Genomic DNA, 23,558 nt, shown 5'->3' with positions numbered 1-23,558 from the left:
CCCTCGCCTCGGGCAGCAATCCCTAACCCGGTCAGCACCTTACCGACAGGCGCGGACTCAAGCCATGAGAGACGTGATCCGGATTTTGAACGGACCCGCCTAAAACGCGGATCCGACTCACTGAGTACCAGCGACGGCCCGTCCGACCTGGGCGACCTCGTTCGAAAGGATCAAATCCCCACAATCGTATCCCGGATCAGATCCACGACCCTCTCCGACTCGATCCCGACACACACCGTCTGGCTCGGCAGGCCGTCCCACTGTCCCGGCGGAAAATGGCGGCCGTCGGGTTTTACGATCGTCTGGCCATCGGCGATGCCGCCGCAGACGACACGGACTGCGCCTGTGATCGTGGTGAAGAGTTCGGGCGCGACGATGTAGGCGCTGGCGCAGCTGTCGTGCACCATCATGCCATCCTCGACCGCGTGCTTGTAGAAATCGATGTAGGACTGCGACAGGTCGGCCAGCAGCTGCACGTCCTTGCCGCCGGCTTTGGCCATATCGGCAAGGTAGCTGCGGCTCATAGTGGTGATGGCTGTCACGTCGAGGCCGATCAGCACGACCTTCCAGGCGGCGGTCATGACGGCATCGGCGGCTTCGGGGTCGCCGTAGATATTGGCCTCGGCGACCGGCGAGACATTGCCCGGCACATAGAAGGCGCCGCCCATGATGACCACGTCCTTCACCAGCGTGGCGATCTCCGGATCGTGCTTCAGCGCCAGCGCCAGATTGGTCATCCGGCCGACGGCGACCAGTCGCACTTCGCCGGGATTGGCCCGCACCGTGTCGATGATGAACTGGTAGGCCGGGCGCGGATCCGCCGGCAGGTCTATGGTCTCGGGCACGTCGATATCGCCGAGGCCGTTGATGCCATGCACATGCGTCGGCCAGCCATGCTCGGGTCGCGACGGATCGAAGGTCACGTCGGCGCCGCGCGCCACCGGGCAGTCGAAGCCCCACTCCCGCTTCAGGAACAGCGCATTGCGGGTCGTCGTGTCGACCGAGGCATTGCCGAAGATGGTGGTGACGCCGATCAGGTCGATTTCGGGATGACGGTGCAGGAAGAGCAGCGCCATGGCGTCGTCGACGCCGGGATCGGTGTCGTAAATGACCTTGTGCATGAGAAAGTCCTTGTCTCAGAATGGGGTCCGACAGCGGCTCTGGCCGTCGCCGAAAGGCGTTACCATACCGCTGCCCGGCGGTTTCGCAATATCGCAGATGCGCCACTGCGGCTTCGTCCCGCGTGAAATTCAGAGGATCTCGGCGATGGCGACGGTGGCAAAGCCGGACTTTCGTTTCGGCACGACCAGAACCGCATGCCGCCCCGCCGCAGCCAGCGCCGCCGCCTCGGCGACGCCGTGGCAGCCGACCAGCCGGAACACGCGGTCGGATGGGTTTTTCAGCCTTGGCGTCTCCCGCTCAAGCGCCGGAGCATCGAAGAAGCGAAGGGGAATACCGTAATGGGCAGCTACCGCGCCCATCGCCGGCTCCTCCCTCTTGCCGTCGATGGTGGCGAGCGCCTCCAGCCAGGCGGGATCGAGCCCGGCCTCCACAAGGGCCAGCGTAGCCAGCGCCAGAAGATCGCCGGCCGGCGCCCCGCTTTCGCAGCCCATGCCGAGCGCCAGCCGCCGGGGGGCTTCTGCGGATGGACGATCTGATGGCGAAGGGGTCACGGGCGGTCTCTTCGATAGACGGGTTCCCTGTCTAGGCCGCCGCATTCGCGGCGTCAATTTTGCCCACGCCTGCAAACGAGGATTGCGGCAGGCCTCCGGCAATGCCAGAAGACGGGCCATCGCAATCCAGAGTCCCCGCCGTGCAAGACATCTCCCTGCAACTGCTCCTCTTGCTGTTCGCCGCAGCGTTTTTTGCCGGCTTCGTCGATTCGATTGCCGGCGGCGGCGGGCTGATCACCGTCCCGGCGATGCTGATCGCCGGCATACCGCCGCTACAGACACTCGGCACCAACAAGCTGCAGAGCATCTGCGGCGCAGCCTCGGCCACGATAGCCTATGCCCGCAAGGGCCATGTCAATCTCCGCGAGCAGGTACCGATGGCCGCAATGGCCGCTATCGGCGGCGTGCTCGGTGCATTGCTGGCAACGGTCATGCCGACCGAAATCCTGCGCATCATCATGCCGTTCCTGCTGATTGCCATCGCCCTCTATTTCGCGCTGAAGCCGAACATCACCGATATCGAGACGCATCGCCGGATGACGGCCATGCTGTTCGGGCTAACTGTGGTGCCGCTGATCGGCTTCTACGACGGGGCCTTCGGGCCAGGGACGGGCTCCTTCTTCATGCTCGGCTTTGTCAGCCTTGCCGGTTTTGGCCTGCTCAAGGCGACCGCGCATACCAAGCTTTTGAACTTCGGCTCCAATTTCGGTGCGCTTGTGGTCTTCCTGTTCTCCGGCGCCATTCTCTGGAAGATCGGTATCCTGATGGGGATAGGCCAATTCCTCGGCGCCCAGCTCGGGTCTCGATTGGCCATGCGCATCGGCGCAAAGGTCATCAAGCCGCTGCTGGTGATCGTCTGCATCGCCTTTGCCATCAAGCTGCTGGCCGATCCGAACAATCCGGTCCGGCTGTGGATCGGTCACTGATCGGAGACCACAGGCCGCCCCGATCAGAACAGCGCCAGCAGCAGCGCGCCACAGGCGATGAGAGCGACGCCGAGCCAGTTGACCAACCCGAGCTTCTCCCCCAAGAAAACCACGCCGAAGACGGCGACCAGCACGATCGACAGCTTGTCGATCGGCGCGACCCGGGCAGCATCGCCCAGCTTCAGCGCGCGAAAATAGGCGATCCACGAGCCGCCGGTGGCAAGGCCGGACAGGCCGAGGAACAGCCAGGTCTTTGCCGAGATCGTCGAGGGCGACTGCCACTGGCCGGTGGCGGTGACAATAGCCGTCAGGATGACGATGATGACGAGCGTGCGTATCAGGGTCGCCAGATCGGAATTGACGCCGGAGACACCGATCTTGGCAAAGATCGCCGTCAATGCCGCGAAGGCCGCCGAGAGGATCGCCCAGAACAGCCACCCCTGCGTCATCAGTATTCCACTCCCGCCTGCCCCTTGATGCCGGAGCGGAATGGATGCTTGATCAACTCCATCTCGGTCACCAGATCGGCGATCTCGAACAACTCTTCCTTAGCGTTACGGCCCGTCAGCACGACATGCGTCATGTAGGGCTTTTCCTCCTTGAGAAATCGCACGACTTCGGCAAGGTCGAGATAGTCGTAGCGGAGCGCGATGTTGATCTCGTCGAGTAGAACCATCGAGTTGCGCTCGTCGCGGATCAGTTCCTTGGCCTTTTCCCACGCGGCACCCGCCGCCGCCACGTCGCGGGCGCGGTCCTGGGTTTCCCAGGTGAACCCCTCGCCCATCGTGTGGAAGGCGCAGAGATCGGAAAAGTGTTTCTCGATCAGGTCCCGCTCGCCGGTCCACATCGCGCCCTTGATGAACTGCACGACGGCGGACGGCTTGCCGTGGGCGATATGGCGGAAGATCATGCCGAAGGCGGCGGACGACTTGCCCTTGCCCTTGCCGGTGTGGACGATGATCAGCCCCTTGTCGCCGCTCTTCGTCGCCATGATCTTGTCGCGCGCCGCCTTCTTTTTCGCCATCTTCTCGGCGTGGCGGCTATCGTCGGCTTTCGGCTCCGGTGCGGTCTCGGTGTCGGTCGGGTCTTCGCTCATGTCTGTCGTCCTAAGATGTCGGGCTTCTGTACCAGCAGGCCGCCGCGCCAGAGGTGGAGCGCGACCAGCGGCCGGTCGGTCGTCTGCATCGCGTGGCGGATGCAGGAGGGATGGTGGATGGTCTCGCCATTGATGTCGGATTGGATAGCGTCGCTCACAACAGGCTCACTTTTCAGGTCGGACATAATGATAGCGGCAGAAGGCAATCTCCAGCACCTGTTGCTCGGAGGTCCCCTGGAGCCGATAGACGAGGCGATGCTCTCCGGAAATGCGGCGCGACCAGTATCCCCGCAGCTCGCCCCGGAGAGGCTCGGGCTTTCCCAGTCCAGAAAACGGTGTGCGCATCGCATCCTTGATCAGTGCGTTGATCTTGTCGACCATGCCGCGATCGTTTTCCTGCCAGTGGAGGTAATCGAGCCAGGCGCGCTTCGACCATGTAAGTTTCAAGAGCCGTTCTCGATCAGGTCGTGACCGGCGCCCTCACCCGCCTCCAGCTCGGCAATCGATCCCCGTAGAAGCTCGGCATTGACGGGGTTACCCAGCAAATGAAGCGTCTCCTGCATGGCGTCATATTCCTCCTCCGAGATCACCACGACCGCCTTGCCCTGGCGGCGGGTGACGACCAGCGGAGCGCGGCTGTTGACCACGTCGTCGAGATGGGTGGCGAGATTTTGCCGAAAATCCGTAAAGCCGACATGGGCCATGCGTTACACCCCTTTTCTGTACAGGAATATGTACATCAATACGCATCCATCTTCAATGCGCCCGCTTCCATCAGCTCGAACCGCGCGGAGTTGCTGCGCGGTGTCCAGAGCTGCCGGTCGATCGCTTCCAGCAGTCTCTCCTTCATCTCGGCGAAGGCAGCGGGGTTCTTCTCCGTCATGAAGTCGGCGACCCTGAAATCGGCGACGAAGGCCTGGTAGACCGCCTCGAAGTGGTGATCGCGCACCGCCCCGGTGGTGGCCGAAAAGGCGAACAGGAAATCGACCGTCGCGGCGATTTCGGCGGCGCCCTTGTAGCCGTGGCGCATGACTCCGGAGATCCATTTCGGATTGACGACGCGGCCACGCACCACCCGGCCGATCTCCTCTTCCAGCGAGCGGATGACAGGCTTTTCCGGCCGCGAGTGGTCGTTGTGGTAGATCGGCGGACGGCTGCCGCCCAGATGCTCGGCAGCCGCGGCCATGCCGCCTTCGAACTGGTAATAGTCGTCGCTGTCGAGCAGGTCGTGCTCGCGATTGTCCTGGTTCTGGACGACGGCCTGGATCGAGGCCAGCCGCTCCTCGAAGACGCCGCGCTCGGCCTTGCCCTCCTCGCCGGCGCCATAGGCATAGCTGCCCCAGACCAAATAGGCCTCGGCCAGATCGGCGCGCTTCTCCCAGCCCTTTTCGTCGATCAGCGCCTGCAGACCGGCGCCATAGGCACCCGGCTTCGAGCCGAAGACGCGGTAGCCGGCCCGTTTTGCCGCTCCCGCAGCATCCAGCCCTGCGTCCATCAGGCGTGCTGTTTCTCCGCGCATCCGCGCCGCAATCGGGTTGTCCTCGGCATCCTCATCGAGCGAGCCAACGGCCCGGATCGCCTTGTCGAAGAGCGCGATCTGCTCGGGAAAGGCGTCGCGGAAGAAGCCGGAAATCCGGAGCGTCACATCGACCCTCGGGCGACCGAGCATGGCCGGCGGTACGATCTCGTAACCGGTGACGCGGCGCGAGGCCATGTCCCACAGCGGCTTGACGCCGATCAGCGCCATCGCCTGGGCAATATCGTCGCCGCCGGTGCGCATGTTCGACGTGCCCCAGGCGGTGAGACCGATCGAGACCGGCCATTCGCCGTGATCCTGGACATAGCGGCGCACCAGCAGTTCGGCCGAGGCCTTGCCCAGCTGATAGGCGGCCGGCGTCGGCACCGCGCGGCTGTCGACGGAATAGAAATTGCGGCCCGTCGGCAGCACGTCCGGCCGGCCGCGCGTCGGCGCGCCCGAGGGTCCCGGCGGCACGAAGCGGCCGGCGAGACCGGCCAGCAACCCGTCGATCTCGGCCGGTCCGCAGGCCTGGATGGAAGGTTTGAGGCGGACCTCGATTTCGGCAAGCACGGCCTGCGTCTGCGACCAATCCGGCGGGCAGAGGCTGGTGCCGTCGACGAAACGGGCGGCCAGCAATTCGATGCGCTCCACGGTATCGCCGTTGGTGCGCCAGGGGTCGCCGAATACATCGGCGAGAATTTTGGGGCGCGGGCCTGCCCAGGCGTCGGCCATGGCGCAGTCGAGCGGGTCGAAAGTCTGAGCTTGCGGAGGGTTACCCCCCTCTGTCCTGTCGGACATCTCCCCCACAAGGGGGGAGATCGATGGGGCGGCGGCTACCGCCTCAAGGGCTCCAAGAGTTGCAGCAAGCTCCGCAGTTGCGTTGTTGTGACCATGGCGCGGCACACCAATCTCCCCCCTTGTGGGGGAGATGTCAGCGAAGCTGACAGAGGGGGGTGAGGCCGCGAACTCCGATGTTGCGGCGACAACCCCCGAAGCCCCCCCCGCAGAGGCACCCGACAACCCCGCATCGGCCGCAATCGCCCGCTGCAAGCTCCGATCACCGCCCTCGCCGAGGCCGCGCGGCACACGGGCCAGCGCCACCGTCAGGTCGGTCAGCAGCCTTCCCTCCGGCGACACGCCAAACACGTGCAGCCCGTCGCGGATCTGCATCTCCTTCAGGTCGCAGAGATAGGCATCGAGCTTCTGCAGCGCGCTGTCCTCACTCTCGCCCTTGGCGATGCCGGCATCCTGGTCGAGACCGATATCGGTGACGAGGTCGAGGATCTGCTTGCGCAGCAAGAGAATGCGGCGCGGATCGACGCCCGATGCCTCGTAATATTCGTCGACCAGCGCCTCGAGATCCTTCAGCGGCCCGTAGCTTTCGGCGCGCGTCAGCGGCGGCGTCAGATGGTCGATGATGACGGCGGCGGTGCGGCGCTTGGCCTGCGTTCCCTCGCCGGGATCGTTGACGATGAAGGGATAGAGATGCGGCAGCGGCCCGAGAATGGCTTCGGGATAGCAGGTCTCCGACAGCGCCAGCGCCTTGCCCGGCAGCCATTCGAGATTGCCGTGCTTGCCCATGTGAATGACGGCATGGGCACCGAATTCCTGGCGCATGAACGCGTAGAAAGCGAGATAACCGTGCGGCGGCACGAGATCGGGCGAATGGTAGCTTTCCTTCGGATCGATGTTGTAGCCCCGCGCCGGCTGGATGCCGACCAGCATCTCGCCGAAGCGCGCAAAGGAGAGCGCGAAGGCGCCGTCCACCACATAGGTATCGTCCTCCGGCTGTCCCCAGCGGGCCGTGACTTCATCCTGAATCTGAACCGGAAGAGAGGCGAAGAAGTCCTTGTAGCGACTCAGCGAAAGCGTTTCGCGCACCAGCTTGCCGTCGCGGCCGGAATTGGTCGGCCCCTCCATCAGATGGGTGATCAGCGCATCGCCGTCCGCGGGTATGTCGGCGACGGGATAGCCGTTCGCCGCCATCGCCCGCATCACTTCCACGGTGCCGGCGGGCGTGTCGAGCCCGACGCCGTTGCCGAGCCGGCCATCGCGGTTCGGATAGTTGGCCATGACCAGCGCGACGCGGCGGCCAGTCGCCGGCGTGCGGCGGAGCCGCGCCCAGTTGGCGGCCAGTGCCGCCGTGTAGCGCATGCGGTTGGCGGAGGGCTCGCTGCCGACGATGTTGGCCTCGACCCGCTCGTCATAGCGCGCCGCCGATTTGAACGACACGGCGCGCGACAACACGCGGCCATCGACCTCGGGCAGCGCCACGTTCATGCCGAGATCGCGGGCCGACAGGCCCTGCGCCGAGGCCGACCAGGCGTCATGCGACGAGGCGGAGAAGATCGCCTGCAGCACGACGGCATCGCTAGCCTCGAGCACCGTCGGCTTCCGGTCGGCGCCGGGGGCCGAGATGGCAAAGCCCGTGGTGTTGATCACGACATCGGGCGGCGCAGTGCCGAAAATTTCGCCGATGATCGACTTGGACGCCGGGTCCTTGAGGCTATAGGCAAACACCGGCAGCGGCCGCGCCCCGGCCTCCACCAGCGCCGCGATCATCGCCTCGACCGGCCGCGTCTCGCCGCTCTGGACGAGGGCCCTGTAAAAGCTGATGGCGACGATCGGCCGTTGCCCTCCGTTGTTCTCCCCCCTTGTGGGGGAGATGTCGGCCCGGCCGACAGAGGGGGGTAACGCCCCAACCGCAGACGCAAGCCTCCACGCATCGACATCAACAACACCCTGCCCCGGCCACCAGATGCCGGCCTTGGCAAGCGGGCTCGCCGGCTCAGGCTTTTCGGCTCCGGAGAGCATCGCCGAGGCATAGGCCAGAAACGCCCGCGCATTGTCGTCGCCACCCTCGATCAGGTAGGACCACAGCGCATTCAGATCGTCGAGAGCGATGTTGGAAAACGGCATGACGCCGGGATCGGGCTTGGAATCGCCGGGGATGACAGCGATCAATGCCCCCTGCCGCGATGCCACGGCATGCAGCGCTTCCAGCGCATATTGAAAGTAGCTGGCGCCGCCGAGCGCCCGGACGATGATCATCTTGGCGTGGCGGGCGGTGCGCTCGACATAGGTGTCGACCGACATCGGATGTTTCATGCTGATGAGGCTCGCCAGCCGCAGCGAATGCGGCCCCTGCTGCTGACCATGGGCGGCAGCGATGGCGGCAAGCTCGGTATCGGCCGCCGACAAAAAAAGGATGTCGCCCGGCGTCTGGCCGAGATCGATCGCCTCGTCGCCGTCGGATATCGAGCCTTTCTGGGCTAGGAGGAGATGCATGCGGTATCTCCCTGGATGGTATTTCGGGTGGGGCGGCACCCCCCTCTGTCACCTCCGGTGACATCTCCCCCACAAGGGGGGAGATTGGCTGGGGCGGCCTCTCTGCTCACACGAAGACCACCGCCTGCAATAGGCTCATTTGGACGAGAAAGTATCAGCCGCAGCCTCCCGATCTCCCCCCTTGTGGGGGAGATGTCACCGCAGGTGACAGAGGGGGGTAAGCCGCGACGCAGCACCATCAGACCAGCGCCTCGATGGCGCCGCGCACAGCCGCATGGTCCATGTCGTGCAGCCCGATCACCACCAGCCGGGTGGCCCGCACCTCGCCCGGCGCCCAGGCGCGGTCGAAATAATGGTCGACGCGGCTGTCCACCGCCTGCAATTGCAGACGCATCGGCTTGCCCGGCACATCGACGAAGCCCTTGAGCCGCAACACGTCGTGGCGGCCGATCACCGCCTTCAGCCGCTCGATGAAGGTGACCGGCTCGGCGATCGGTCCGAGGTCGAGGATGAAACTGTCGAACTCGTCATGGTCATGCGGCGTCCCGTCGGCATGTTCGATCTCGTGATGGGAAAGGCGGTTGCCGACATCGTCCTCGGTGCCGATGCCGAGACCGAGCAGCACGGTGGCCGAGACCTCACCGTTGCGCGCCTCGATCATCGCCGGCTTGCGCTCGGTCCGCGACAGGACTTCCGCCCTGACGGCGGCAATGCCGGCGGCATCGAGCAGGTCGGTCTTGTTAAGCACGATCAGGTCGGCGCAGGTCAGCTGGTCCTCGAACAGCTCCTCGATCGGGTTGTCGTGGTCGAGCGAGGCATCCTCGGCCCGCGCCGCGTTGACCGCGTCGTGGTCGTCGGCAAACCGGCCGGCAGCGACGGCCACGCTGTCGACGACGGTGATCACGCCGTCGACGGTCACCTGGGTGCGGATGTCAGGCCAGTTGAAGGCGGCGACCAGCGGCTGCGGCAATGCCAGCCCCGAGGTCTCGATGACGATGTGGTCCGGGCGCGGCGAGCGGGCGAGCAGCTGGGTCATGGTCGGGATGAAATCGTCGGCGACGGTGCAGCAGATGCAGCCGTTGGTGAGCTCGATGATGTCGTCGGCCGAGCAGTTCTCGGCACCACAATCCTTGAGCACGTCGCCATCGACGCCGAGATCGCCGAACTCGTTGATGATGAGCGCGATGCGCTTGCCGCCGGCATTCTGCAGCAGGTTGCGGATGATGGTGGTCTTGCCGGCGCCGAGGAAGCCGGTGATGACCGTGGCGGGGATTTTCTGTTGCATGGTTCAGCCTTTCATTTTCAGCGGCAGCCCGGCGGCGACGAAATAGACGTCGGTGGCAGCGGCTGCGATCATTTGGTGGAGACGGCCGGCGTGGTCGCGGAAATCGCGCGCCATGCGGTTTTCCGGCACGATGCCGAGGCCGACCTCGTTGGAGACGAAGACCAGGCGCGCCCGGGCGCTGGGCAGGAATTGGGTGAGGGACGCGAAGGCGGCAGCCATGTCGCGCTCCTCCATCATCAGGTTGGTGACCCAGAGCGTCAGGCAATCGACCAGGATGGCGCGGCCGGGCGCGTCGACAGCTTCGAGCGTGCCGACCAGATCGAGCGGTTCCTCGTGGGTCGTCCAGCCCTCGCCGCGATCGGCGCGATGCTTCTGGATACGATCCGTCATCTCCGCATCCCAGGCGCGGCCGGTGGCGATGTAATGACGATCGAGGCCGGAGCCGGTGACGAGGGATTCGGCAAAGGTTGATTTTCCGGAACGCGCGCCGCCGATCACGAAGGCGGTGCCATGGGATGGGGATGTCATCAGGCTTATCCGATCCTCACGCGGTTGTGCGCGAGGCTGCGAACAGGCAGCCGGTCGGATCGATGGAACGCGTCGAATGGACGCGCGAAAACAACTGTTCAGCCATGACAACCTCCGTGCTGGCATCGGGACGACGTCCCCGGGTTGGGCTTTTCGCCCGGCACGGATGGCAGGTCTCCTGGCTCACGGTTGCGGCGCTCCGACCGGAACGACTTGCATCGTCCCGGTCGGAGGCCACGGATCTTTCTCGCCTTCCCGGCAGATCAACATGAAAAGGCGGACGATTCGTAGCTAAGGAGGCGTCCCACCCCGGTAGATCATGCTGCCACGCCAGTGGCTTTTCCGCTGTCTTCGGCGAAAGGGCCGCCCGCACCATTGCAGGACATCCCCCGTCGCGCCCGAACACCGGACGAAAGACCCTGACCGTTCTACAGTCGCGGGGTCGGCTGTGATAAGAGCGCCCTGGATGGGTCCGCCCGGTCACATTCCCTTTTGATCCCATACCGCTGTCGCGGCGCAGGAACCTTCCGTTATGAAAGACAAGGATTAGGACGTCGCCTTATCCAAGTCAACTGATCGACGATTTTGGTTTCTGCCACATATATGCCCGTACGACGCAGGAATCCTTCCCGGCGTCGGTCTTTTCGTCGCAATTGCCGGTGTAAAGACGTCCGAGATCAGCAACCCGTCCTCTTTCATGCGTATCGCCATGCTTCAACGATTTCATTCACCCCGCTTCGGCACGCTCAGAACACTGTTCGACGCCGGACGGATGCGAGCGATCCTGCGACAGAGCGAAGTCGGCCTGGTGATTGCCGGAGCCTTCGTCGGCATCACCTCGGGTCTGGCCGTCACCGCAATGAGCCTGATCTCCCGCCAGATGCACATGCTGATCTACGGTGTGGGCGACGATGGCCGGCTGAGCAGCGCGGTCATCGACAACAAGCTGCTGCTGTTGCTGGCCCCGATTGCCGGCGGCGTGCTGCTCGGGCTCATGCTGTTCATTCTGTCGAAGACCCGCAAGAAGCCGATGATCGACCCGATCGAAGCCAATGCCCTGCATGGCGGCCGGCTGTCGCTGACCGACAGTATCCTGGTGTCGATCCAGAACCTTATTTCCAACGGCTTTGGCGCGTCGGTGGGGCTCGAAGCCGGCTATACGCAGATCGCGGCGGGCATAGCCTCGAAGCTCGGGTTGAAACTGCAGCTGCGCCGCGGCGACCTTCGCACGCTGGTCGGCTGCGGCGCGGCCGGAGCCATTGCCGCCGCCTTCAGCGCGCCGCTGACCGGCGCCTTCTACGCCTTTGAGCTGATCATCGGCAGCTACACCATCGTCACCCTGACGCCGGTCGTCGTCTCGGCCCTTGTCGCGACCCTGGTCGCCCGGCTTCTGGCCGGCAACGACGTGATGATCGACATCGGCGATTTCGGCAGCGTCGTGCCGGCCGACTACATTCCGGCCCTGCTGCTCGGTGCCGTTTGCGCCGGCTGCGGTATCATTCTCATGCAGGGCGTCTCCTTCATCGAGGAGCTGGCGCGCAAGAGTGCCATCCCGCAATACGTCCGTCCGGCCCTCGGCGGCATCGTGATCGGACTGCTGGCGCTGGTCTCGCCCCAGGTTCTGTCGGCCGGTCATGGAGCGCTGCATCTCAATCTCGGCCGCGATGTCGCAATACCTGCCCTCATGGGCATATTGCTGCTGAAAGCGCTGGCATCGGCGGTTTCGATCGGTTCCGGCTTCCGCGGCGGCCTGTTCTTCGCCTCGCTGTTCATGGGCGCACTACTCGGCAAGATCTTCGCCTATTCCGCACCCTATTTCGACCACGCGACCCTGACGCCAATTATCTATGCCGTGGTCGGCATGAGTTCGCTCGCCGTCGCCGTCATCGGCGGCCCGCTGACGATGACGTTTCTGGCTTTGGAGATAACAGGTGACTTTCCAATCACCGCGCTGGTGCTTGCCGCCGTCATAACCTCGTCGCTGGTGGTGCGCACCACCTTCGGCTACTCCTTTGCCACCTGGCGCTTTCACCTGCGCGGCGAGAGCATCCGCAGCGCCCACGATGTCGGCTGGATCCGCAACCTGACCGTCGCGCGCATGATGCGACCCGATGTGCGCAGCGCCAACGTCAACATCAGCATCGCCGACTTCCGCCACGATTTCCCGATCGGCTCGACGCAACGGGTCGTGCTGCTCGACGAGGCGGAGAAATATGCTGGCATGGTGCTGGTGCCGGAAATCTATGCGAGCCCGGTCGACAAGGACGACGGCGACCGCGGGCTGGACGAGTTCATCCGCTACAAGAACGATTTCCTGCAGCCGCAGATGAATGCCAAGCAGGCCGCCGCGATCTTCGACAAAACGGAGAGCGAAGCGCTGGCCGTCGTCAACAACCTGATCGAGCGCAAGGTCGTGGGGCAGCTCAGCGAAGCCCACACGTTGAAACGTTATTCTGAAGAGCTCGACCGCCGCCGTCGCGAGGAGTCCGGCGAACTCTAAAGCGTGATCCGGGGCGGCATTGACCCGCCCGGGCCAAGCCCTAACTCCCGTCCATGTCCCGTCCGGGATCGCCCCCAGGCGGTTTCCGGCCAACCGCCTGGAAGCAAACATGTCCGATACATCCACTCCCGTCTGGTTCATCACCGGCTGCTCGACCGGCTTCGGCCGCGAACTCGCCAAGCTCGTGCTCGAACGCGGCTGGCGCGCCGTCGTCACCGCCCGCGACAAGGCCCGGGTCGCCGATCTCGTCGAAGGCCACGAGGGCACGGCGCTGGCGCTGGACCTCGACGTCACCGACAGGGCGCAGATCGTTGCCGCCACCAAGGCTGCCGAAGAAAAGTTCGGCCAGATCGACGTGCTGGTCAACAATGCCGGTTACGGCTACCAGGCCTCGATCGAAGAAGGCGACGACGACGCCATCCGCGCCCAGTTCGATGCCAATGTCTTCGGCCTCTTCGCCATGACCCGCGCTGTGCTGCCGGGCATGCGCAAGCGCCGTCGCGGCCACATCATCAATATCACCTCGGTTGCCGGCCTCGTCGGCTTCCCGGGCTCCGGCTACTATGCCGCCAGCAAGCACGCCGTCGAGGGCTTCTCCGACGCGTTGGCCACGGAAGGCCGCCCGCTCGGCATCAAGGTCACCTGCATCGAGCCGGGTCCGTTCCGCACCGACTGGGCCGGCCGCTCGCTGCAGCAGACCGCAAGCACGATTGCAGACTACGACGAGACGGTCGGCGCCCGCCTGAAGGCGACGACCGGCAACAGCGGCAAGCAGAAGGGCGATCCGGTTCGCGCGGCCCAGGCGATGATCATGGTGACGGAGCTGGAGCACCCGCCGCGCCACCTGGTGCTCGGCAGCTTCGGCGTCGACGCCGTATCGAAAAGGCTGTCCGACAGCCTCGCCGAAATCGAACAGTGGCGCGACACCTCGCTCGGCGCCGACTTCCCCGAATCCGAGCAGTAATCCGAACAGCACGAATGACTGTCCGGCGGCCGTCCTTGCGCGGCCGCCGCCACGACCCGTGGCGCCGGTGGCATTGCCCCGGCCAGAATGCAATGGCACCGCCGCGCGTCGGCCGGCGCGAGTGAAGGACTGCAGCATGACCGATCCAGGGGCCGCCACGATAGACGCCGCCCAGCGCGAGAAGCAACCCCGGCCGGACGGATTGCTGACCGCCATTCCAAGGCCGATCGCCGATCACGGCACGATCGGCAACCTGCGCACCACGGCGCTGGTCGCCCGCGACGGCACCATCGACTTCCTGTGCTGGCCGAACTTCGACAGCCCGAGCATTTTCCTGGCGCTGCTTGACCCGGACAAGGGCGGTGCCTTCGAGCTGGCGCCTGACATCGGCGGCGCACGCGCCATCCAGATGTACATCCCGGAAACCAATGTTCTCCTGACGCGCTGGCTTGGCGATGACGGCAGCGCCGAGATCACCGATCTGATGCCGAGCCCGACGGACAAGAGCGAATGCGTCTGCCGCATAGTCCGCCGCGTGGCGGTCACTCGCGGCACCGTCACCATCCGGCTGAAGTGCTGGCCGCGCTTCGACTATGCCCGCAACGTCCCAGAGGTGACCCTCGACGAACACGGTGCCGTCTTCACCGGGCCGGACGGGGTACGCCTGCGATTGACCGCCGCCTGTGCCCTGACCGCAATCGATGGCGGCGTCATGGCCGATATCGTCCTCAAGGCGGGCGAACAGGCCGATTTTACCTTCGGCGACGACGACGGCGTGCTGATGCAGGCCGAACAGGTGACGCAGGTCATCCTCGAGACCAACCGCTACTGGCAGGGCTGGGCAGCGCGGTCCAACTACCGCGGCCGCTGGCGCGATGCCGTCACCCGTTCGGCGCTGGCGCTGAAACTGATGACCTCCTTGAAGCACGGCTCGATTGTCGCCGCCGCCACCTTCGGATTGCCGGAAGCAGCCGGCGGCGAACGCAACTGGGATTATCGCGCCACCTGGATCCGCGACGCCTCGTTCACCGTCTACGCGCTGATGCGGCTCGGCTACCAGGAGGAGGCGATGGCCTTCAACCGCTGGACGGGCGCCCGTACCCAGGAAGACTGGGACGGGCAGTTGCAGATCATGTACCGGATCGACGGCAGTCCGGAATTCGAGGAGACCGAACTCGACCATCTTGCCGGCTACGGCGGCGCCCGGCCGATCCGCATCGGCAACAAGGCAGCCGGCCAGATCCAGCTCGACATCTACGGCGAGCTGATGGATTCGGTCTACATCAGCAACAAATACGGCGAGGCGATCTCGCACCGGGGCTGGCGCGGCGTCCAGCGCACCATCAACTATGTCTGCGAGAACTGGCAGATGCCGGACGCCGGCATCTGGGAGGTGCGCAACGAGCCGTCGGAGCATCTACACTCGAGACTGATGTGCTGGGTGGCCGTCGATCGCGCCATCCGGCTGGCGCAGAAGCGCTCGCTGGCCGCCCCATTCGCCCAATGGGTCACCGCCCGCAACGACATCAGCGAGGACATCTGGGCCAATTTCTGGAATGACGAGAAAGGGCACTTCGTCCAGAGCAAGGGCGGCACCAATGTCGACGGGGCGCTGCTGATGATGCCGCTGGTGCGCTTCGTCAGCGCCACCGACCCGGCCTGGTTGGCCACGCTCGACGCGATCGGCGCCCAGCTGGCGGATGACAGCCTCGTGATGCGCTATCGGCAGGACGACGGGCTCGAGGGCAAGGAGGGCTCGTTTGCCGCCTGCTCCTTCTGGTATGTGGAATGCTTGGCCCGGGCCGGGCGTATTGAAGAAGCGCGCATCAACTTCGAAAAGCTGCTGCTTTACGGCAACCACCTGCAGCTCTATCCAGAGGAGTTCGACACGCGCGGCGAGTTCCTCGGCAATTTTCCGCAGGCCTTCACCCACCTCGCCCTGATCAGCGCCGCCTTCTATCTCGACCGGGCGCTCGATGGGCATTTCGGCCAATGGCGGGCATAGGCCCGCTATTGCGCCATATGTCAGTTTTCTGACGGAATGGTTTGATTCTAATCAAAAATTAACGTCCTGCACCTTCATCCAAAGTCATTTTCGGGCGGTTTCACCTGCGCGATTGACAATTCGCTGATAAGTTCCAAAAGTGCCCTCGGCGGTTGAATGCTGGGGGGATGGCAATGTCACGGCGCACGATTTTTGGGCTTGCAGCTCTATTGTTCGGTTCTTTTCTGTCCGTCCTGCCGGCTCCTGCCGCGGACGGCGGTCGCCAGGTGGAGACGACGCCGGATGGCGATTATTTCGGCTTCGACCTCAGAACCGTCCAGAACCAGTCCATCGCCCAGTGCGAGGCGACCTGCATCGCCGACCATTCATGCCGCGCCTTCACCTATAATCCCAAGGTGAAGTGGTGCTTCCTGAAATCCGATTTCAACCAGCTCAACAGTTTCCCCGGCGCCATCGCCGGTCGCATTGTCGAAGCCAACGGCCAGCCCGACATCGGAGCGGCGCCCGCCCTGCCCTTTGTCAGTGACAAGCTGCGCGACGACGCCGCCCAGGCCAAGGCAAACCTTGCCCTTACCGACGACCAGAAGACCCAGGGCGTCCAGAGCCTGATCGCACTTGCCCATGTCGAGCAGTCGGCCAAGAGCCCGGCAGAAGCGGTGAAGGCGCTTCTCGGCGCTCTGGCCATCACGCCCGATGACGCCGACCTCTGGATCGAGACGGCACGCACCGCCAACGGCATCAAAGATAACGCCGAGATCGCCGGCCAGGCCGCCATCGCCGCCCTGAATGGCTACCAGCTGACCCGCACCAAGGAAAGTCGCGCCGACGCACTTTCGGTGCTCGCCGCATCGCTTACCAATGCCGACGAAAACCGCGCAGCCCTCAGCGCCTACAAGGCAAGCCTGGACCTCGTCAATTCCAAGCTGGTGGCAGCCGCCTATGCCGACCTGAAGGCGCGCAAGGGTTTCCGCATCCTCGCCAACACGATCGACAATGACAGCACCACGCCGCGGGCCTGCGTCCAGTTCTCGGAGAAGCTGGTCAAGAGCGGCACCGACTATGCGCCCTTCGTCACCATCGACGGCGCGGCCCCCAAGGCGCTCGAAGCCAAGGACGACCAGATCTGCGTCGAGGGTCTCGCCCATGGCCAGCGCTACAAGCTGTCCTTCCGCGCCGGCCTGCCCTCCTCCGTCGACGAAAACCTCGAAAAAACGGTCGATGTCTCGATCTATGTCAAGGATCGCACGCCGTCGGTGCATTTCACCGGCGACAACTTCGTCCTGCCGCAGACCGTCCGCCACGGCATTCCGCTGGTCTCGGTCAACTCCACCTCCGCCAACCTCAAGCTCTACCGCATCGGCGATCGCGGCATCGCGCCACTGCTCACCAGCTCGCAGTTCCTGACGCAGATCGACAGCTACAGCGCCCAGCGGCTGCAGAACGAAGCCGGCGAACTCGTCTGGCAGGGCACGATCGACATCAAGACCGATCTCAACAAGGATGTCATCACCAGCTTCCCCGTCGACCAGGCCTTGCCGCAGCGCAAGCCCGGCATCTACGTCATGACCGCTACCGTGCTGAACAGCGGCGGCCAGGAATGGGATGCCCAGGCGACGCAATGGTTCGTCGTCTCGGACATCGGCATTTCCACCTATGCCGGCACCGATGGCCTCACCGTCTTCACCCGCTCGCTCGCCAGCGCCAAGCCGCTGGCCGGCATCGAGCTGCAGCTGCTTGCCAAGAACAACGAAATCCTCGGCACCGCCAAGACCGACGCCAACGGCCAGGCGAAGTTTTCAGCCGGCCTGATGCGCGGCACGGCGGCGATGACGCCGGCCGTGATCACCGCCAGGGATGGCGACAAGGACTATGTCTTACTCGACATGACCCGCGCCGGCTTCGACCTGTCGGATCGCGGCGTCACCGGCCGCAAGACGCCGGGTGCAATCGACATTCTCGCCTGGACCGAACGCGGCATCTACCGCGCCGGCGAAACCGTGCATGCCTCTGTGCTGGCCCGCGACAGCGCCTCGGCAGCCGTCGAGACCCTGCCGTTGACCTTTATCTTCAACCGGCCCGACGGCGTCGAGGACCGGCGCATCGTCAGCAATGGCGGCGTGCTCGGCGGCTACACGATCGATCTGCCGCTGCTTTCGAACGCCATGCGCGGCACCTGGACCATGCAGGTCTTCACCGACCCAAAGGGCACGGCGATCGGCGAGAAGCAGTTCCTCGTCGACGACTTCGTTCCAGACCGGATCGAATTCGACTTGAAGAGCGAGGCAAAGACGATCGACCTCGACACGCCGGCATCGGTCACCGTCGACGGCCGCTATCTCTTCGGCGCACCCGCCGCCGGTCTGACGATCGAAGGCGACGTGTCGCTGAAAACGACGCGCCAGAGCGCGGACTACAAGGGCTATCTGTTCGGCCTGGCCGACGAGCAGGCGAGCGAGGACACCCGCGTGCCGCTCGACGGGCTTGCCCCGCTTGACGAAGCGGGTCACGAAACCTTCGACGTCTCGCTTGCCACCCTGCCGTCGACGACGCAGCTGCTGAATGCCAACGTCACCGTCCGCATGCAGGAAGCTGGCGGACGCGCGGTCGAGAGGTCGCTGACGCTGCCGGTCAAGGCGCAGGGACCCATGATCGGCATCAAGCCCGAATTTGACGGCAACCTCGGTGAGAATTCCACTGCCAAGTTCCACGTCATCGCCATTGACAAGGAAGCCAAGAAGCAGGCCATGACCGGCCTCAACTGGAAGCTCCTCGCCATCGAGCAGACCTACCAGTGGTACCGCGAGGGCTCGAGCTGGAAATACGAGCCGGTCAGCTCCACCAAGCTGGTCGGCAACGGCACGATCGCCGCCACCGCCACCGATGGCGCCGAGATCGCCGCTCCGGTGACCTACGGCCGCTACCGGCTCGAGATCGAAACGGCGGCGGTCGATGGCCCTGCCTCGAGCATCGAGTTCAGTGCCGGCTGGTACGTCGCCGCCTCGTCGACCGAAACGCCGGATGCGCTTGAGGTCGGTCTCGACAAGGAGAGCTATGCCGTCGGCGACACCGCCAAGCTGAAGGTCTCGCCGCGCTTTGCCGGCGAGGTGCTGGTTACCATCGGCACCGAAAACCTCGTCTCCACCCAGACCGCCAGCATCGCGGCCGGCGGCGGCGAGATCGACATTCCGGTCACCGATGCCTTTGGCGCCGGTGCCTATGTCACCACCACCCTGTTCCGTCCCGGCGACGCCCAGGACAGCCACATGCCGATGCGCGCCATCGGCGTCAAATGGCTGAAGGTCGATCCGGCCAACCGCAAGTTGTCGGTCAAGCTGACACCGCCCGACCGCACCCTGCCACGCCAGCCCTTGGTCATTCCGGTCGAGGTCGCTGGCGCCGGCATTGGCGAGGAAGCCTATGTCACGGTTGCCGCCGTCGACGTCGGCATTCTCAATCTGACCCGCTACGAGGTTCCCGACCCCGATGGCTGGTATTTCGGCCAACGCCAGCTCGGTCTTGAAATCCGCGACCTCTACGGCCGACTGATCGACGGCTCGCTCGGCGCCATGGGCAATATCCGCACCGGTGGCGATGGTGCCGCCGTGGCGCTGCAGGGCAGCCCGCCGACCGAAAAGCTGGTCGCCTTCTTTGCCGGACCGGTCAAGCTCGATGCCGACGGCAAGGCCAGCGTCAGCTTCGACATTCCGCAGTTCAACGGCACCGCCCGGATCATGGCGGTCGCCTGGTCGAAGCACGGCGTCGGCCATGCCAGCACCGACGTCATCATCCGCGATCCGATCGTCGTCACCGCCAGCCTGCCGCGCTTCCTCGCCCCTGCCGACACCAGCCGCCTGCGCCTCGACATCGCCAACACCGATGCGCCCGCCGGCGACTACCAGCTGCAGGTCACCAGCAACCCGGCCGTCAGCATCGCCATGAAGGATGCCGCGCAGACCGTGAAGCTCGCGGCAGGTGGCAAGGTGGCCCTTTCGCTGCCGCTGAGCGGTGCGCAGCCGGGTGCCGGCGTGATCTCGGTGAAGCTCTCCGGGCCGAACGGACTGTCGCTGGAGCAATCCCTCGACATTCCGGTCCGGCCCTCCTCCATGCCCGTAACCGAGGCCCGGCCGCTGACCATCGCCGCCGGCGCAAGCCTGACGGTGAACGACGCGCTGCTGGCCGACAGCCTGCTGCCCGGCGCAGCCGTCAGCCTCAGCATCGCCCGCGCTCAGGGCTTCGACATCCCGGCACTGCTGATGAGCCTCGACCGCTACCCCTATGGCTGCACCGAACAGCTGACCAGCCTTGCCATGCCGCTGCTTTACTTCGGCGAGCTGGCGAAGAAATCCGGGATAGCCGACGATCCGGACGTCCGCAAACGCGTCCAGGATGCCATCTACAAGGTGCTCGCCAACCAGAGCTCGACCGGCAGCTTCGGCCTCTGGTCGCCAGGCTCCGGCGACCTCTGGCTCGACTCCTATGTCACCGATTTCCTGACCCGGGCCCGCGAGCAGAAGTTCGACGTGCCGGATGCAGCCATGGTGCAGGCGCTCGACAACCTGCAGAACTCGATCGGCATCGATGCCAACGTCAAGGACAACGGCAACCAGATCGCCTACGGCCTCTATGTGCTCGCCCGCAATCGCAAGGCGGCGATCAGCGACCTGCGCTATTACGCCGACACCATGCTGCCGAGCTTCTCGACGCCGCTTGCCAAGGCCCAGCTGGCCGGCGCCCTGGCGCTCTACGGCGACGCCCAGCGTTCGCGCAACACCTTCCTCGCTGCCATGCAGATGGCCGAAAAGGATGCCGTCACCAAGGTCAGCCTCGTGCGCTCCGACTACGGCTCGACGCTGCGTGACGGCGCTGCCGTGCTGGCGCTTGCCACCGAAGCCCGCCCGGTCCCGCCGATCGTTCCGGAACTCACCAAGCTGGTGGTCAAGGAATGGCAGAAGAAGAGCTACACCAGCACCCAGGAGCAGACCTGGATGCTGCTCGCCGCCCGGGCCCTGCAGACCGGCGACGAAGACCTGAAGCTTGGCATCGACGGCGCGTCCCACACCGGCGCCTACAGCGCCCGGGTGACCGGCGATCAGCTGCTCGACCACCCGATCACCGTCACCAACCAGACGGCCCAGCCGGTCTCCGCCACCGTGACGACGGTTGCAGCGCCCAAGCAGCCGCTCGATGCCAGCAGCCAGGGCTTCACCATCAGCCGGGCCTTCTACACCTTCGGCGGCGAGGAGGCGAATATCAGCCAGGTCAAGCAGAACGAGCGCTATGTGGTGGTCCTCACCGTCAACAGCCTCAACAACTGGCCGACCAAGATGATGATCACCGACCTCCTGCCGGCCGGCTTCGAGATCGACAATCCCGGCCTGGTCAACAGCGCCCAGCTGTCGAACTTCGACTTCCTGCCGGAGACCAACCCGGCCCATGTCGAATTCCGCAACGATCGCTTTGCCGCCGCGGTCGATCAGGGCACCGACGAGACCGGTGCGATCACGCTTGCCTATGTGGTGCGCGCCGTGACGCCGGGCGTCTACGACATGCCCGGCGCCAACGTCGAGGACATGTACCGGCCGCAGTTCTTCGCCCGCACCGCGACGGGCCGCATGGAGGTCGAGGCGGCACAATAATGCGGTTCTGGCGCACTCTCGGCATCGGCTCATCGGCGGCGCTGCTCCTGGCGGTAGCAACGGGCTTTGCCCTGGATGCCGCCGACAGGGCCTATCCGCCACCGCTGGCAAAGGCGTTGGTGACCTCCGCCGAGGTGCTCGACGCCGACGGCCAGCTGCTGCGCGCCTTCGCCACACCGGAGGGGCGCTGGCGGCTGAAGACCACGGCCGCCGATGTCGATCCGCAATTCCTGCGCATGCTGGTCGCCTATGAGGACCGCCGCTTCTACGACCATCACGGCATCGACATCATGGCGATGGCGCGCGCGGTGGTGCAGTTCGTCAGCCACGGCCGCATCGTCTCCGGCGCCTCGACCCTGTCGATGCAGGTGGCGCGGCTGATCGAGCCACGCCCCGAGCGGACCTTTGGCGCGAAATTCCTGCAGCTGGCCCGCGCCATCCAGATCGAGCGACGGCTAAGCAAGGCCGAGATCCTCGACCTCTATCTCACCCACGCGCCCTATGGCGGCAATCTCGAAGGCATAAGGGCGGCCAGCCTTGCCTATTTCGGCAAGGAGCCGCGGCGGCTGACGGTGGCGCAGTCGGCGCTGCTGGTGGCGCTGCCGCAGCTGCCGGAACGACGCCGGCCCGACCGTCATCTGAAAGCCGCGGAGGCGGCAAGGCAGCGGGTGCTCACCCGCATGGCCGTGGCCGAGATCGTCGGCGAGAGCGAGGCCGAGCGGGCCGAGGCGAGCCCCGTGCCCGCCCGCCGGCTGCAACTGCCGGCCTATGCGGCCCATCTCGCCGAGGCGGCGCGGCGCCGGGAGCCCGGGGTCGCAGAGCACCATACGACGCTGAAACGCAGCGTCCAGCAAGGGCTCGAGGCAGTCGCCCGCGAATCCGCCGCCCGGCTCGACCCTAAGGTCTCGCTGGCCATGGTCATGGCCGACAGCCGCACCGGCGAGATCCTCGGCGAGGTCGGCTCGGCCAATTATTTCGATTCCAGCCGCTCCGGCTGGATCGACATGACGCGGATGAACCGCTCGCCGGGATCGACGCTGAAACCGTTCATCTATGGTCTGGCCTTCGAACAGGGCCTGCTGTCGCAGGAGACGATCATCGAGGACCGGCCGGCCGATTTCTTCGGCTATCGGCCGAAGAACTTCGACACCAGCTACCAGGGCGACGTGACGGTGCGCCAGGCCCTGCAGCTGTCGCTCAACGTGCCGGCGGTGCGGGTGCTCGACGCGGTCGGCCCGACACGGCTGCTGGTGCGCTTCCGCCGCGCCAATGTCCGACCGGTGCTGCCGGCCAACGAGACGCCGGGCCTGGCGATCGGCCTCGGCGGCCTCGGCATCACGCTGAAGGACCTTGTCCAGCTCTATGCCGGTCTTGCAAACCGATCGAATCCCGTCAAGCTCGGCGACGGCATCGTCGACAAGCCGGAGGTGCTCGACAGCCAGCCGCTGCTGGAGCCCGTCGCCGCCTGGAACGTCGCCGACGTTCTCTCCGGCATCATCGCGCCTGCCGGCAGCGCCCAGCACGGCATCGCCTACAAGACCGGCACCAGCTACGGCTACCGCGATGCCTGGTCGGTCGGCTATGACGGCCGCTATGTGCTCGGCGTCTGGGTCGGCCGGCCGGACAATGGCGCCGTGCCGGGCCTCACCGGCTATGTCTCGGCGGCCCCCATCCTGTTCCAGGCCTTCGCCAAGTCGGGCGTCGCCATCACCCCCCTGCCCCAGGCGCCGATCGGTGCGGTGCGTATCGCCCAGGCACAGCTGCCGATCAGCCAGCGCCGCTTCTCCATGGATGCCAGCGGCCTGATGGCCGCCACCACCCGCGAACCGGCGCCGCAGATCGTCTATCCGCCCGAGGGCGCCCATGTCGAACTCGGCGAGACCGGCGACGGCCGGATGATGCCGCTGGTGCTGAAGCTGCAGGGCGGCCGCGCCCCCTTCCGCTGGCTCGCCAACGGCAAGCCGCTTGCCGCTGTTGCCCGCAACCGCGTCAGCCAGTGGATGCCGGACAGTGACGGCTACTCGACCCTGACTGTCATCGATGCGGCCGGCCGCGCCGCCACGGTCGGCGTCTTCCTGCAGTAGCGGCATGCTGCTGCATGGTTTGCCTTAGCCGCCGATCGTTGCAGGGCGTGACGC

Annotated in this window: 16 protein-coding genes and 1 riboswitch; of the genes, 6 read left to right on the top strand and 10 right to left on the bottom strand. The window is 65.4% G+C overall.

Annotated features, from left to right (window positions below; translation table 11 throughout):
* Positions 1-170 precede the first annotated feature (170 nt).
* The gene (locus tag VH564_RS11455; RefSeq protein ID WP_423339946.1) at positions 171-1,121 is read right to left on the bottom strand and encodes a nucleoside hydrolase; all 951 of its coding nucleotides are present in this window, start codon (positions 1,119-1,121) and stop codon (positions 171-173) included.
* A gap of 129 nt (positions 1,122-1,250) precedes the next feature.
* Entirely contained in the window at positions 1,251-1,673 is a 423-nt protein-coding gene (locus VH564_RS11450) for a cobalamin biosynthesis protein (RefSeq protein ID WP_423339945.1), read from the bottom strand.
* A gap of 140 nt (positions 1,674-1,813) precedes the next feature.
* Between VH564_RS11450 and VH564_RS11445 the strand changes: the two genes are divergently transcribed.
* The gene (locus VH564_RS11445; protein ID WP_423339944.1) at positions 1,814-2,599 is read left to right on the top strand and encodes a TSUP family transporter; all 786 of its coding nucleotides are present in this window, start codon (positions 1,814-1,816) and stop codon (positions 2,597-2,599) included.
* Positions 2,600-2,622: 23 nt separating this feature from the next.
* On the opposite strand, the gene VH564_RS11440 is transcribed toward VH564_RS11445, so the two are convergent.
* From VH564_RS11440 to cobU, 8 genes are all read right to left on the bottom strand, one after another.
* Positions 2,623-3,048, bottom strand: a complete 426-nt coding sequence (locus tag VH564_RS11440; RefSeq protein ID WP_423339943.1) for an EamA family transporter — start codon at positions 3,046-3,048, stop codon at positions 2,623-2,625.
* A complete protein-coding gene (gene cobO / locus VH564_RS11435) occupies positions 3,048-3,695 on the bottom strand; it encodes a cob(I)yrinic acid a,c-diamide adenosyltransferase (protein WP_423339942.1) in 648 nt (215 codons plus the stop codon). Before cobO ends, VH564_RS11440 begins: the two co-directional genes overlap by 1 nt.
* On the bottom strand, positions 3,692-3,853 hold the full coding sequence (locus VH564_RS11430; RefSeq protein WP_423339941.1) for a hypothetical protein: 162 nt from the start codon (positions 3,851-3,853) through the stop codon (positions 3,692-3,694). The genes cobO and VH564_RS11430 overlap by 4 nt, the downstream gene beginning before the upstream one ends.
* Positions 3,854-3,860: 7 nt before the next feature.
* Positions 3,861-4,142, bottom strand: coding sequence for a Txe/YoeB family addiction module toxin (locus tag VH564_RS11425; RefSeq protein WP_423339940.1), 282 nt, complete (start codon positions 4,140-4,142; stop codon positions 3,861-3,863).
* On the bottom strand, positions 4,139-4,399 hold the full coding sequence (locus tag VH564_RS11420; RefSeq protein ID WP_423339939.1) for a type II toxin-antitoxin system Phd/YefM family antitoxin: 261 nt from the start codon (positions 4,397-4,399) through the stop codon (positions 4,139-4,141). The genes VH564_RS11425 and VH564_RS11420 overlap by 4 nt, the downstream gene beginning before the upstream one ends.
* 35 nt (positions 4,400-4,434) lie before the next feature.
* On the bottom strand, positions 4,435-8,502 hold the full coding sequence (cobN, locus tag VH564_RS11415) for a cobaltochelatase subunit CobN (protein WP_423339938.1): 4,068 nt from the start codon (positions 8,500-8,502) through the stop codon (positions 4,435-4,437).
* 238 nt (positions 8,503-8,740) lie between these two features.
* Positions 8,741-9,787: a cobalamin biosynthesis protein CobW gene (gene cobW, locus VH564_RS11410; RefSeq protein WP_423339937.1), complete on the bottom strand. Its 1,047-nt coding sequence runs from the start codon at positions 9,785-9,787 to the stop codon at positions 8,741-8,743.
* A 3-nt stretch (positions 9,788-9,790) separates the two neighbouring features.
* Positions 9,791-10,315 carry a bifunctional adenosylcobinamide kinase/adenosylcobinamide-phosphate guanylyltransferase gene (gene cobU / locus VH564_RS11405; RefSeq protein ID WP_423339936.1) on the bottom strand — a complete coding sequence of 175 codons (525 nt, stop codon included), beginning with the start codon at positions 10,313-10,315 and terminating at the stop codon, positions 9,791-9,793.
* Positions 10,316-10,466: 151 nt separating this feature from the next.
* Positions 10,467-10,858, bottom strand: a riboswitch (cobalamin riboswitch).
* Positions 10,859-11,024: 166 nt separating this feature from the next.
* Between cobU and VH564_RS11400 the strand changes: the two genes are divergently transcribed.
* The 5 genes from VH564_RS11400 to pbpC all read left to right on the top strand — a co-directional run bounded on the left by VH564_RS11400 (position 11,025) and on the right by pbpC (position 23,504).
* Complete coding sequence (locus tag VH564_RS11400) at positions 11,025-12,815, top strand: chloride channel protein (protein ID WP_423339935.1); 1,791 nt, start codon at positions 11,025-11,027, stop codon at positions 12,813-12,815.
* A gap of 109 nt (positions 12,816-12,924) precedes the next feature.
* Complete coding sequence (locus tag VH564_RS11395; RefSeq protein WP_423339934.1) at positions 12,925-13,779, top strand: oxidoreductase; 855 nt, start codon at positions 12,925-12,927, stop codon at positions 13,777-13,779.
* Between the two features lie 136 nt (positions 13,780-13,915).
* Entirely contained in the window at positions 13,916-15,784 is a 1,869-nt protein-coding gene (locus tag VH564_RS11390; RefSeq protein WP_423339933.1) for a glycoside hydrolase family 15 protein, read from the top strand.
* Between the two features lie 173 nt (positions 15,785-15,957).
* A complete protein-coding gene (locus tag VH564_RS11385; RefSeq protein WP_423339932.1) occupies positions 15,958-21,420 on the top strand; it encodes an MG2 domain-containing protein in 5,463 nt (1,820 codons plus the stop codon).
* A complete protein-coding gene (gene pbpC / locus VH564_RS11380) occupies positions 21,420-23,504 on the top strand; it encodes a penicillin-binding protein 1C (protein WP_423339931.1) in 2,085 nt (694 codons plus the stop codon). Before VH564_RS11385 ends, pbpC begins: the two co-directional genes overlap by 1 nt.
* The last annotated feature ends 54 nt before the right edge of the window (positions 23,505-23,558 follow it).

This window comes from Rhizobium sp. HT1-10 (assembly GCF_049472505.1).
Classification (GTDB): Bacteria; Pseudomonadota; Alphaproteobacteria; order Rhizobiales; family Rhizobiaceae; genus Rhizobium.
Note: the sequence above shows the minus strand (reverse complement) of the source record. Positions and strands in the feature narration are given on the sequence as shown.